This is a genomic window from Paenibacillus sp. 2003, from assembly GCF_031455635.1.
Taxonomy (GTDB): domain Bacteria; phylum Bacillota; class Bacilli; order Paenibacillales; family Paenibacillaceae; genus Paenibacillus; species Paenibacillus amylolyticus_B.
This window is the reverse complement of the sequence record NZ_JAVDTB010000001.1, coordinates 1399348-1412981: the sequence shown is the minus strand read 5'-3', so window position 1 is coordinate 1412981 and position 13634 is coordinate 1399348. Positions and strand designations below refer to the sequence as shown.

13 protein-coding genes are annotated in these 13634 nt (G+C 44.4%); all 13 read right to left on the bottom strand.

The window, feature by feature from the left end; all coding sequences use genetic code 11:
- Nucleotides 1–59: 59 nt before the first annotated feature.
- On the bottom strand, nt 60–1304 hold the full coding sequence (locus tag J2X75_RS06345; protein WP_091030860.1) for an MFS transporter: 1245 nt from the start codon (nt 1302–1304) through the stop codon (nt 60–62).
- A gap of 80 nt (nt 1305–1384) precedes the next feature.
- Nucleotides 1385–2416, bottom strand: a complete 1032-nt coding sequence (locus tag J2X75_RS06340) for a zinc-dependent alcohol dehydrogenase (RefSeq protein WP_091016533.1) — start codon at nt 2414–2416, stop codon at nt 1385–1387.
- Between the two features lie 42 nt (nt 2417–2458).
- Nucleotides 2459–3766 (bottom strand): aminotransferase class III-fold pyridoxal phosphate-dependent enzyme, encoded by a 1308-nt coding sequence (locus tag J2X75_RS06335; protein ID WP_310335072.1) that lies wholly within the window; start codon nt 3764–3766, stop codon nt 2459–2461.
- A gap of 37 nt (nt 3767–3803) precedes the next feature.
- Complete coding sequence (locus J2X75_RS06330; RefSeq protein WP_124114559.1) at nt 3804–4958, bottom strand: glycosyltransferase family 2 protein; 1155 nt, start codon at nt 4956–4958, stop codon at nt 3804–3806.
- Nucleotides 4959–5312: 354 nt separating this feature from the next.
- Complete coding sequence (locus J2X75_RS06325) at nt 5313–5879, bottom strand: TetR/AcrR family transcriptional regulator (protein ID WP_310335066.1); 567 nt, start codon at nt 5877–5879, stop codon at nt 5313–5315.
- Between the two features lie 216 nt (nt 5880–6095).
- The gene (locus J2X75_RS06320) at nt 6096–7574 is read right to left on the bottom strand and encodes an Lsa family ABC-F type ribosomal protection protein (protein ID WP_310335064.1); all 1479 of its coding nucleotides are present in this window, start codon (nt 7572–7574) and stop codon (nt 6096–6098) included.
- A 376-nt stretch (nt 7575–7950) separates the two neighbouring features.
- Complete coding sequence (locus J2X75_RS06315) at nt 7951–8463, bottom strand: GNAT family N-acetyltransferase (protein ID WP_310335062.1); 513 nt, start codon at nt 8461–8463, stop codon at nt 7951–7953.
- A 122-nt stretch (nt 8464–8585) separates the two neighbouring features.
- Nucleotides 8586–8969: a hypothetical protein gene (locus tag J2X75_RS06310; protein ID WP_310335061.1), complete on the bottom strand. Its 384-nt coding sequence runs from the start codon at nt 8967–8969 to the stop codon at nt 8586–8588.
- A 137-nt stretch (nt 8970–9106) separates the two neighbouring features.
- Nucleotides 9107–9712, bottom strand: a complete 606-nt coding sequence (locus J2X75_RS06305; RefSeq protein ID WP_036608249.1) for a pentapeptide repeat-containing protein — start codon at nt 9710–9712, stop codon at nt 9107–9109.
- Nucleotides 9713–9964: 252 nt separating this feature from the next.
- Nucleotides 9965–10573, bottom strand: coding sequence for a GNAT family N-acetyltransferase (locus tag J2X75_RS06300; RefSeq protein WP_310335057.1), 609 nt, complete (start codon nt 10571–10573; stop codon nt 9965–9967).
- Nucleotides 10574–10605: 32 nt separating this feature from the next.
- The gene (locus J2X75_RS06295; protein WP_307536885.1) at nt 10606–10968 is read right to left on the bottom strand and encodes an Asp23/Gls24 family envelope stress response protein; all 363 of its coding nucleotides are present in this window, start codon (nt 10966–10968) and stop codon (nt 10606–10608) included.
- Between the two features lie 163 nt (nt 10969–11131).
- Nucleotides 11132–11608, bottom strand: a complete 477-nt coding sequence (locus J2X75_RS06290; protein WP_310335055.1) for a hypothetical protein — start codon at nt 11606–11608, stop codon at nt 11132–11134.
- Nucleotides 11605–13623, bottom strand: coding sequence for a prolyl oligopeptidase family serine peptidase (locus J2X75_RS06285; protein ID WP_310335053.1), 2019 nt, complete (start codon nt 13621–13623; stop codon nt 11605–11607). Before J2X75_RS06285 ends, J2X75_RS06290 begins: the two co-directional genes overlap by 4 nt.
- Nucleotides 13624–13634 lie beyond the last annotated feature (11 nt).

Sequence of the window (13634 nt, the reverse complement as noted above, 5' to 3'; positions counted from 1 at the left end):
GGTAGTTCTAGTTTTTTTCTGTACTACATATTCGCCCCAAATACAGTAAACCCCTTTTTCTACATATTTTTGTAAGGTTCCAGCACTTGGGAGTGCTTTTGCGGATCTGGCAGGAAGAACATAATGACCATGAGTACGATATATAGACCAAGAATGACACTGAACAACAGCGTTGGATTGTGATGGTAGAGCAGGCCTGTCAGGTAACCGGATGGAATGGCTGTAAGCGTCATGACTGTCTGCACGGCCGAGAACATATCGGCTTTTTCATGCGTACCCAATCGGTTCATCAACAGGGAATCCCGGTACGTCTGCAAAATGAAGTTACCCGCAGCGAGCACGATTAGCGTGAGAAACAACATTCCTATATTCCCCACAGGGATCAATAGAAACAGAATGGCTCCGGCCGTGCTAAGCACAATGGAAAAACCTACATACTTTTCCTCCGAACGCCGTTTCAGTCGCGGAATGATGACCAGATAAAGCAGCATGACGGTTACCGCAGTCACTACTGGGATAAACGAAATGACACGGTCATCAAATTTCAACTGTTCCTTGAAGAAAATGACCTGAAAGAAATTCAGCTGCAAGATTAGATTGGACAACACCGTGATCAGAATAATCGGAAAAAGTCTCCGTTTGTAGAACGATTTGCCGAACAGGCGCAGACTGGAACCCAAGCTCTGAAGCACGCGGGTTTTACTATGCAATCCCATAAGTTCCTTGCCGACCTCGGTCTCATCCGTATATCGGTTACGAATGAAAAACATGGCGGTCATGAGGATGCCCCCGACAAAGTAAATGCTGGCCAGTGTTGGCACGATACCAAAGTCAGCAATGACAACTCCGGCAATCGGCGTGAGTACCCCAGCCCCTGTAATAATCATGTTGAGAATGGCAAACACCTTGGATCGTTTGTGTTCCTCCACATCCTCTATGATCAGACAGTTAAAGGCGACCGTTACAAACTTTGATGTTGCGTTTAGTAAATAAGCGATCAGGAACAGCCAGAAGTTCTGGGAGAATGCCCAGATGAACATGGGAACACTCCAGGCAAGCAGATCAAAGATCAGCGTTGTTCGTTTCCGGCCCAGCTTATTCGTAATGGAACCCGCAAACAATTGAAAGATAAAGGCAAAATAAAGATTCACCGAATTGATTAAACCGATTTCTATGTCCGAAAGTCCGGCTTCCTTCATATATAAAGGAGCGTAGAATAGAACGATCGTGCCCGGAATGGCCCATACCGGTTCGAGTAAAATGGAGTAGCGTGGATTCTTCGGCAAATCTTGAAGCAATTTCAATCGATATCCCTTCCTTCTGCGGTTTTTACCGCTGCGAATTCAAACTTTTCGCAGCGGCAAACCCGCTAATGTCTACATGCTTATAGGATAAGAGCTGTTTTGACCGAATTCATCGGCAACTTCTCTCCAGTATGCATGTCATAACCAATCGTTCCATTAAAGGCCTGTTCATAATCACTCAGCAGTTCCTTGGCTGTCACCATCTGTTCCAGTTCCGGGATGCTTTGGGCAAATTTCAGTGCCGTACTGATCATCGAGTGATTAGCAACCGCACCGATGATGCTAATGCCATCATTAATCACGGCTGTTGATTTGAACGTCACCTCATAGCTGTCGTCATATCCCATAGGAATAATTTTGCCGCCTTTGGCAATCAGCTCAAACCCTACATGAAGCTGGTTACCAACCGCGTCCACTACAATATCAAACTTTTTGTTATTATTGATCTCGTATACTTTATCGAGAGTCAGATCCTGAGGATAGAACACATGATCCGCGATCCCTGAAGCGAACTCTTTGCGGTATGGATCAACTTCCGTGCCTACAGTAAGTCTTGCTAATCGTTTGCTCACAAGCTGACACAGGGAACCGATTGCACCAGAACCGAGGACCAGTACAGAGTCACTTGGCTTAGTCCCTGCTTTCATGAACGTCTGAAGTACACATCCCAGTGGTTCGATCATCATGGCCGTTTCCCAACTCATGGAATCCGGGATAGCATAGATATACTTTTCGTCCCCAACAAAATATTCAGCAAAGGTTCCGTGTGTCGTCATCCCTACTTGATAGTCATCAAAATTCTCGCAGTAGATGAACAGACCCTCACGGCAGTATGAGCAGGTACCGCAAGATTGCGTGGGATCAACCAATACCCGATCACCGATCTTGAAACCACGAACTTCTTCGCCCACCTCAACCACTGTGCCTACGCCTTCATGACCAATGATCGTGCCTTTATTTGCTGGCACTTTGCCTTTGACAATATTCAGATCTGTACCGCAGATGCCTGAACCATAGATTTTAATTTTTACCTGGTTTGGTTTTTGAATGGTTGGCTCCTCAATCTCCTGGTAAGTCACCTGTTTGAGATCCTGATATACGAGTGCTTTCATTGAATAATTCCTCCTAGTCGATTGTCGATTATGATCTATGGATTAAGCTTCAAACGTTTTCGAAAGTTGCATCGCATGAAGATGTTCCTGCTTCTGATTCTCTTTCCAGTCTGACAGGATCTGCAACAGCGCTTCCTCGACCCACAGCAATTCTTCCCGTGTATGGGCATCAGAGAAAATAAAGTATCCTTTGGTGAAAATGCCGAAGTGAGCCATTCTCTTCACCATGAACTCGCGGAAAGGATCTGTTTGAAAGTTATCTTCAGCCAAGGATTGAATGCAGAAGCTTGCATACGTCCCTCTCACTTCCAATTGATCCGTCAATCCGAGTAACACAAGTTCAGATTCCAGACGATCCATGATCCGGGTTGCCGGATCACGCCAAGTCGGCCACACTTTCGCATTTTTCATTAATCGTTCACAGGCAATGGCTGCCGCGAGCGCTGTCGTTTCGCTGGAATGGGCATTACTGAATCTGACCTGTCCTGACAAAGACATCAAGTGCTCAGGCCCCATAACCGCTGCGAGTGGTAAACCGTTGGCCATACCTTTAGAGATACAGAGCAGATCAGGCCAGATGTCATATTCTCCTGCAGTAGCCTGCTTGCCCATTCGAATACCGGAAGTTACCTCATCGAATATGATAATAATGTCCAGAGACCGACATAGGTTTACGGCTTTCTCCAGCGCGTCCCTTTTCCACTCGTTGGGGCATAGAACAATACATGCGATATCCTCGGGAGATGAGGTAATCTGGGCCTCAATTCGCTCCGCAGTAGGTTTGTTGATCCAGATTGTTGAACGCTCGATATCCACCGGGATGCCACGTTCTTTCGTCTGGCCACCATAATAACCGTAGGCAGACCAATCGTGCCACCCATGATAAGCTGTTGCAATAACCTTGCTTTTGCCGCTAGCGGCACGGGCTAGACGCACGGCCCCACTCACTGCATCGGCACCACTCTTGGTGAAGCGCAGCGATGGATAACGACCCTCGAACCGCTCCAGAATCAACTCGGCACATTCAAGCTCAATGTCGGCAGGTAAAGAAAAGCTTGTCCCTTTTTTCAACTGGTGAATGACGGTTAATTGGACTTCATGTCTGGCATGGCCCCACGGCGCCGTACCCATGGCCATTTCGCAATCCAGCCATTCATTCCCGTCGATATCTGTAAATCGGGAATTATAAGCCTCTGCACAACATACGGGGGTATGCCCCGGAAATAAACGTTCAGGTGCTTTGGCTAAAGTGCTGCATCCGCTCGGAATTACCTTTTCGACTTGTTCCAACCACTCCAGATTACGGGTAAATCTTACGGCACGATCGAGCGTGCTCTCTTTTTCTTTCACCTTAAGTACCTCCCTGTTTATTTTCGTTGTGAGTGAATTACCGAACTTTGGTTCCAGGCCAGCATCCATCGTAGATGCGATCCATCGTGATCACATTGCCATACAGGTCAATGATCAGATCCTTGGCTCGATGAGCATGTCTCATCTCAATCCAGTAGCGGTTCTCCAGCAAACGGGCGAAATTGTCCACCAAAAACAGTAATCGGTTCTCACTATGAATCAGTTCCTTGCCCAGTACCTGTGGCAGCCAGATGGCCCCATTGGAATTAAAGCGGTTTGAATAGTCACGTACTTCGGCTACATTTGCAAAATCGGCTTCCTCCAGCTTAGTCCAGAATGTATCAGCATCACTTCGAACCTCGGCAAGGTCAATTCCAACAATCGGCAGATGCTGGTATTCCCCTTGGCTTTCCAGCTGTGCTTTCAGATGACTGAAAACGAATGGCCACACATCAGCCTCGATTTGACCGCCCCACTTTTTCCAGAAGCGTGCCAGATTGTTCTTCCGGTTGAAGTTGCGGTGAATACCGCTGCTGCGTTCCCAGTGATACGCCTGAATATTCGGGTTAATGACCGTATCGTATCCGGCAGCTCGTGCCCGCATCTGATAATCAAAGTCCTCGTATCCGTTAAAGAACTTCTCATCGAGGTTGCCGATGGTCTCATACACCTCCCGCTTCATGCCAAACATGGCGAACACCACCAGTTGAACAGAGAAGGTTTCTTTTGGGATATCATCAGGAGATGCGTTCAGGAAAAGGTGTCGGCCGATGGTGTCCGCAAAAGCAATGCCGCAATGCTGCACGCCTCCTGTTTGCGGATACAACAGAACCCCTCCAATCATGCCAATCGTAATATCGCTATCCAGTGTCTCTTTCATCATCGGTTGCCAGTTCGGTTGAAGAATGGTGTCAGAATCCAGGAAGAAAATGTACTCTCCCTTGGCTAGACTCAGTGCGCTATTAATCGACACGGCGCAACCGAGTGGAAAATCATGCTGAAGAATCTCGATGGTCACACCTTCTCTTACTTCTTGCTTCAGTTTATCCAGATGTTGAAAGACTGCTGAGCCGGAACCATCGTTGATGAAAATAATCTGGGTGGATGGACTTACCGTCCGGAGCAGCGAATCTGTGAACAAGTTCAAAATGTTATAGTCCTGGTTGACTGGCACAATAATGGTGTAAAGCATGGAATCCCTCCTGATTTGGGTTGATGGAATGAGTACATAAGCTGATTTTGAACTGCACAATTGCTGGTGTTTCTGTCCGGCCTCCCTTGCTTGAATATTTTGTCTTTATTTGGTAATGATTTGAATCTACTAGAAATTTATATCATTTTTTGTAAACTGGAAATCTTAAATTCTGAACTCTGCTAATATTTGAATATGTGAGAAAATCAAGTCCATGATGCTGTTGCATTGAGAAACGCTGGTGCGAACAAAAAAAACACCCTCAAATAGTCTGCGTATCAAACGATACGATTGACTGTTTGGGGGTGTTTTCGTATTAGAATCTATTGTTTTTTTCCTTCAATTGGCGCTGACCTAGTGCTGCTTAAACCCATGATAAAACGTGTCTACTACAAGCGCTGGGGCTGCTTTTCTCGCGATATGACCACTTACAACCTGCTGCCACGTCAGGAACATGATGGAATACAGCACATCGACAATCCAGGTTTTATCAAGATCGGAGCGGAAATAACCTTTTTGTTGTAACAGACCGACTGCATGCAGTACCGGTTGTCTCAGTTTCAGATCTGCTCCCTCAATCTCTGGATTATAGTTAATGGTGGTGTCATGAGCCAGAAAATATATTTTGTCGCCTAATGGAATCAGCGCCTCAATCAGCTCAGGTATGTACTTTTCACAGTGCTCTTCATCCAGTTGAACTTGTTGCATAGTCTCACTGACCACCTCGATTGCGCGTAATCCCAGATGAACCATGAGCTGTTCGCGGCTTTCCACGTAGCGATGTAACGTAGCGATCCCGATTTTTGCAGATTCTGCAATTTCATTCATGGAAGCATTCGGTTTTTCAATCAATAATTTGGTGGCCTCGTCCAAAATGGAATGAAGCCTGGTTTGTTTGATTGTAGTCATTTCCTTTTTCATTGGTATTACACCTCTTAGCGAGTATAGTTCAACAATTTGATCTGTTCATCCATCATATGATTGGATTAGACTATAAAATTATAGCATACTTCCTCACCATACCAATGTGTGCGTGTAACAAACAACTTTTATATGGTTGATCGAGATATGAGATTATGTAAAGTTTAAGAGCCGCCATATGGCGGCTCCTAACAAGGAATTGTTCTTCGTTAATACTCATAGTTCAATGATTCTCGTTGCAATATTGGTACAAAATTCACGATCATGCTCTACAAACAGCAGGGTTGGCGAGTATTCCAGCAGTAAATCTTCGATCTGCATACGTGAAATGACATCTACAAAGTTGAGTGGTTCATCCCAAATATGCAGATGAGCTTTCTCACTAAGACTTTTGGCAATGAGCACTTTCTTTTTTTGACCTGCGCTAAACGTTGAGATATCTTTCTCCAATTGCAGTCTGGAAAAATCCAACTTTCGAAGTATTGATTTAAACAGGCTTTCATCAATTCCCTGTGTGGCCGCATACTCAGATAAATGCCCTCCGAGATCGGACGTGTCCTGCGATACATACGAGATTTTAAGCTGATGATCCTTTCGGAAAAGACCTGTATAAGCAATATCTTCACCACAGATCAGTTTAAGAATGCTGGATTTGCCAGATCCATTTTTACCGTAAAGGGCAATACGATCTCCTTTTTCAACCGTGATACTGACATCCTTGCACACCGTATTGGCCCCGTACGATATCGACACATGTTCCAATTCGACAAGTTCATTCTTGTGAAAATCCAGCTGATGGATCTGCAGTCGTTCTGCACTCTCGATATTTTTGAGAAGTTTAGACTTATCTTGAATCGCAGACTGCTGCCTTTGTTCGATATTTTTGGAACGTTTCATCATTTTGGCGGCCTTGTGCCCAATATATCCTTTATCCACCTTGGAACCGGAGTTTCTCGTACCATTTTTGGTCTTTTCCACTTCATGCGACCATCCACCGGTCCGTTTGGCAGAATCGGATAAACGCTTGATATCTTTTATTAATTTCTCATTACTCGCAAGTTCAAACTGATCTTGCCTTCTTTTATTTTCCCACCAAGCGGAAAAATTGCCTTTCTGAATCTCGATGTTACTCTTATTGATGGAAAGGATATGGTCCACGCTGTGATCCAGAAACGCCCGATCGTGAGATACCAAAATAAATCCACTCTTGCTGCCAAGATAATTACTGACAATTTGTCTTGCATGAAGATCAAGATGATTGGTAGGTTCATCAATGAGCAGAAACCGATTATCCTTCAGGAACAAAGCAGCCAGCATCACCTTTGTTTGTTCTCCGTTGGATAACGTATCGAAAGGCCGATACAACACATCTTCTGACACTTTTAACAGGTTAAGCTCGCGCACAACTTGCCAGTGCAGATATTCAGGATGAATCTCGCCGATGACATCGACGGTCATAGCTCCCTTATTCTCTACCTGGTAAGGAAAGTATTCAAAGCTAACATTCGCAGAGATATGTCCGCTGTATTCATATTTGCCGAGTAACAGATTGAGGAAGGTTGTTTTGCCTCTGCCGTTCCTTCCGGTAAAACCCAATTTCCAATCGGAGTCCAACTGAAAACTAACATTTTCAAATATATTATCGTAACTGCCTTCATAAGCAAAGGTCAGATTGGTAACGTTGATTAAAGACATGCAGATCATCCTTTTTATGTGAAATATAAAAGTAAACTGACGGGATTTCACCATCGATCATGGCATGGATTCCCTCACTTTAATATTTGAACATAATCAGAATTTAGATTCGCTTATACAATAAAGATACCTGGCGATAAACCACTCAGCGCCAAGTAGATTTATGCATAGGAGGACAAAGTGCCGGATTCTGATTAGTTATATTGTGAACCATGCCATTGTTCATATTCGTTGACAGGTCCACATAAACATCTACAACCTCCAGTTCAGTCATCACTTTATCACCCCTTTGAAAGCTCACAATTTGAATACAGAAAACGTAACATGGAATACGATATGGGTCAAGGCGCCCTTCTTCAATCTTGGCGAGTAAAGATTAATATAAATATCCCAAAAAATCGAGTTCTCCTTCTTCCCATGGCAGGGTTCCAACTTCTTTAATCATTAACCCCTCTATCTTTTCAGTCCCAACTCCAACTGTGGTTAAGGTTTCATGATCAATTTTCAACCACTTACATGTGTTGCTTACCGTTTTGAATCCATTTTTACTATACAATTCCTCATGATCCGCAAATAAAAGGATAAAATCAACACGCGCTTTGGCCATCCTTTCTACTTCGGAAATTAACAATGAAGCGATTCCCTGAGAGCGAATAGCAGGAGAAACACACAAATCGATTATCCCTAACACTCTTATGGGTTTTCCATTTAAATTCATCATCCTGTAATCTATTCCTACATGCCCAACTAATTGGTTATCAGACGTAAATGCCAATACTCTGCCCTGTGGTATTTGCTTAAAAAACAATCTGTCTTTCGGATAAACTTCCGGAAAACTGGCAACAAGTAATTCTTGAAGAAGAGTTGACCATTCTTCACTCAGATCCACATCATATGTTTTAATTAATTTCAGAAAAAATCCTCCTAAACCAAGTGATTCTGTCCTTTACTATCGTTATCAGTCTTACTTACCTTTACGCAAATCTTCATGATGTAATCGTCATGATTGCCTCACGGAAGGTAGGCATCCTCTACCTCAACTTTTCGTTCATTCCCCATCGCAATGTATCTTACGTTAATGACATTTCCTTTCTGAAAATGGGGAATATGTGTGATTGGAATATAAGTCTCTACAATTGTTGGGAAGGTGCGGCCGTCAACTTGGGTTACAGTCAAATCCAATCGTACCCCCGGCCTTCCATCCATACTGGATGATGTCTGTACAATATCATGAATAATCGCTTCTGCTGGAATTCCGTCCATCAGAATGCTCTTTCGAAGATGCTGATTCTCTTTATTGTTACGTAGCAGTTTAAATGCCATAATTGTAGTGATTGTGCCTGTTATAAGCCCAAAGACAATAATAGCAACAATAATAATTAATGTGACGGTCATGATAACCTCCTTTTAGTTGAAACTTATGTTAACTACTTCTTGTTTAGATCTCTTATTCCTGCCAATTTGCTTGAATGGGAAAGCTTTAACGTCAAAAAAGCCGCCTTAAGGGCGGCTTGCTGCTGTGTATGTTCAACTCAATCTACTTTCGCACCATACGAGCGTACAAACAGAACGGCTTGTTCGCGATCCAAACGTACACCTTTGATATCCAGTGATTTCAGATCGATTCCTTCCAGGTTAGCCCCTCGTAGATCGGCCCCTTGCAGCTTAGCTCTGCTTAATACAACTCGGGTAAGATCACAGTCTCTCAAATCCGCTTTGGTGAAATCCGTGTCCGTAAAGTCAGCCTCAAAGAAACGAATTCCTCGCAGATCCTGTTTCCCCAAACGTGTATGTCTCAGATTTGTATAGGACCAATCGCCGTGACTTAGTGTGATGCCATCCATTTGCGCACCTGAAAAGTCTGAGCCTGTCATCTTGCAGGAGCTGAATTTGGAAGCAAAGAGATTTGCACCACCGAAGGTGCAGTTTTCAAAAGCCGATTCCGTATGAATCGAACCATTCATGGAAGCCCCTTTGAAGTCACACTCGATAAAACGACAGTTACTCGTTTCGATTTCTTCCATAGAAGCGTTCATAAATGTACACTGCTTGAAAACACAGCTTATGAGTTCTCCATAGCGCAGATCACGTCCCTCAAAATGTACTGCTTCATATTCCTGATCCTTATATTGATACACTGGTTACACCCCACATTGTATATTTCTCCGTCTTACTTCATTAAAGAACTTTTTATACTATACCACACCCCTGTCAAGTACCTGCTTAATCACCCACAAAAGTCAAGTTACTTTTTTTATGAGAAAAATCTGAAAACTAAAAAAGGGACGCATAAAGCGCCCCTCCAGCTCACACTTTTAACTGTTCCAATGTAGGCTTATATATGTGAAACTCTCCAGTTTGCTGCTTTTTTCTATTCGTATCAGAAAACATTACACCAGTTTTTTGGACATCCTGTACAGGGATAACGACGGTTTATTGATTTCCCCTACTCTCTGGTATCCCAAACGCTCGTAGAGTTTAATAGCTAGTAGATTTTCCTTTTTAACCGTAAGTGAAGATTTGGACAGACCTTGTGTTATAGCTTGCTCCTCAGCAAAATGAATGAGGTGTGTCCCTACACCAAGTCCTCTGCTTTCAGGCAAGGTAGCCAATGTTCCGATGTGGTACTCGTCGTCCTCCGCTTCTTTTAATGTCACCATGGAGTAAAACTCTTTCCAGTGTTGGAGATTATACTTAATCAGGCTCCATTTACGAAGTTCAAACAGTTTGGAGAACGTTGGCAAAGCAAGTTTGTTCATTATAGTGGTCGGATAACACATGATCATGCCCAGCGTTTGGTTACCCATTTTAGCTTCAAAGGCGAATTGGTGACTGAATCGGTTCTGATTTGAACGCCATAACTTGTTGAATGTTTTTTCTATAATGCCTTTATCCTTGGTACCTGCAAGCGAATAGGCCATATATTCAAGTGCCATCTGATTTAGTTGCCCGCCGACTAATGATTGTGGACTGGCTTTTATTATGGAAATTTTATTCATCGCTGTCACTCCTCTAGGTAGTTGAAATTGGACTAAAACCTCGCAGCAGGTTGGTTGAATGATAACCCCTCAACGATCACATTCACCGTATCAATGGTTAATCCGGTCAGCAGTTCCACATGTAATCTCACATTGTTTTGCAATTCCCTGCAGACTTCATGCACTTTCGTTCCATAACAAACGACAACCTTTAAGTTTATCTCCAGTCTTGATTCTACCTTGCGGATAGCTACGCCATTTTGCAGACTTTTCCCGCTGAACTTTTTGGTGACCCCTTCTATAAGTCCTGTCGACATGGAGGAAATCTCACTGGTGGTATTCGCAATCTTGCCGACAATTTTGGAGATCACATCATCCGATATTTGAATTTTACCCAGAACATTTTGAATGGACATTCCATGTCCTCCTTTTTACACCTGCATTTTCGATAGAAAACAGTATCATTTAATATAACTATAAATCATGCAAAGTCCGATTTCAACTTTTGAATTCAGTCATCCTCATTTCTACCTGTACATAGCAAAAAAACCGCGATCATCGCGGCTTCTTCTGGTCATACTATGGGAATTTCAATTGAATACGGACAGGAATGCAGGAGGATGACTCGCTATCTGTTCTGCCTTCTTCTGCTACCTCTGTTTCTTCTGCTTGTACGATCCACTGTCTGCCAATTAACGATTGTAGCAGTTCAATCTCTTGTGCCGTCAGACGAATATGCTTCAGAGACAACTCATCTTGAACGTAATCCCGATCCACCTTACGGTCAAACCGGAAATCGAGCAATCGTTTCAACCCGTTAATATGCAAAAACTTGAACTCATAACCTTGACGTATCGCCTTTTCCCAATCGTCTCCGATATCAGTTGCTGTCTGTAGTCTTTCATCAAAATCCATCGCGGATTCCTTAACCAGAGGCAGCAACCGGGAATAGTCTCGACGTTGTAAACATTCAATAATCACTTCTTTGGGTTCCCCACTTGTCAGAACATTCTCTACAAGAAGCCCTACAGGAATGGACAGATGAGTTCGACTCATTGCTCGCCCTCCTCATCCCCGAGGTACTGATTGAACCAGGCATTCACCTGTTCGAAGCTATCGATCCGAAGTGAAGGTTTACCGCTTTTGAGCAAACTGTGGTTGGAACCCGGATAACGTATCAGTTTGGTCTTTTTGCCGTATCGTTTTAGCGTGGTATACATTTCTTCCGCTTGCGCAATCGGTGTCCGATAGTCCTGCTCTCCGTGCATAATCAGAAGTGGCGTCTCAATGTCGTGTGCATGAGCTAGTGGTGAGCGGGACCACAGGAATTCGGCGTTTTCCGCGGGATTACCCCCAATGACTCCCTCGACATAGGAAATTCCAATATCGCTCGTTCCATACATGGATAACCAGTTGGAGATGCAACGCTGGGTTACAGCCGCCTTGAAGCGGTGTGTATGTGCTACAATCCAGTTGGTCATCACTCCACCATAACTGCCACCCGCTACACCCAGACGTGATGCATCAAGGAAATCGTATGTAGCCAGGGCATAATCAACAGCTTCCATCAGATCCCGGTAATCCCCTCCGGCAAAGTCACCACGGCAAGCTCTGGCAAACTCCTGACCGTATCCCATACTCCCGCGAGGATTGATCCACAGCACAGCATAACCTTGCGCAACGAGTGTCTGCATCTCATGACTATATGTTCCCGTATACATTGCGTGGGGTCCACCATGAATCTGCAAAATCAGTGGCAGTTTCCCATTGGTGTCACGTATTGCCGGTGTGGCTAACCAACCTTGAAGCGGCCATCCATCGGAGGACGTAAACTCTACACGGACTGGCACATTTACAGCCAATTCAGCCATGAATTCATCATTTCGCCGGGTGAGCCTGAACATCTCACCACTGTTGATATCCACGCGATATAACTCTCCGGGTTGTTCAGCAGTTAACGCAGCGATAACCAGCGACGTACCATCTGGCGTTAAGGTATACTGATACACATCCTTTTCACCAGCACCCGTAACGGATTGACACTCTCCATTATCTTGAATACGGTACACATCCACATTCCCGTTCTGCGTCCCAAGTACATACACACCACGTTCCGGATGATGGGCATCCGAGATAGGAGAAGGTGACGCACCTGCCGACTTCATATCTCCAAGCGCCGCGTTACCAATCTGCATATCTAATTGAGGTGCGATTGGCCTGGGTATACCTCGATGAACGGGGACAGCGTATAAGCTGTTGTGGCTCCCGCTTCCATACTCACGATCACTGGCGATCAGGATCAACTGCTGCCCGTCGGATGAATAGGAGAATTGACTTATCGCCAGACTGGAATCCGTCACTTTGAACAGATCACGCTCTCCCAATCGAACGCTGTATATATCCGTAAAGTACAGCAGATCCGCATCAAGCTCCTCATCCTCTACTTGCTTCGAAATGAAAGAAAGCTGCTTGCTATCTGGCGACCACGCCGGAGCACTGATATTCCATAGCCCGGAAGTCATCTGTGTGATCTCCCCACTTCCGATCTCATATACAAACAAATGGCTGTATTGACCATCCCACCATCCGGAACCTTCCGCCTTCGGCGTTGTTCGTTCGAAGACCTTACCTCGCAGCAGAGGTGCAGACTCTTGATGCACTTCAGCCTTATTCTGTTGCTCCTCGGGTTGAACTTTACTGGTGAAAGCAATGTACTTCCCATTCGGAGACCAGATATAACTCAATATTTTACGTGCGGGAGATATCAGCATGACAGGCTCTTTTTTATCTAAATCGAGCGTCCATAGTCCTTTACCTCCATCCTCTGAGCGAATGAATGTGAGCTGTGTCCCATCCGGCGACCAAGCAGGCGATGAATCCTTCGTACCATTCGAAAGTGCAATATCTTTATCACCATCGAGCGAAATCCCTCGAATTTGTGTATTATATTCGTTTTTATCCTGATCAATGGTCTGTTCCACATAAGCCACTTGTCCGTTCGGGCTGACAACAGGCTGACTTATCCAACGATAGTGAACCAGATCCTCCGGCATAATTGGTCTTTGATTCATCTTCATGGCTC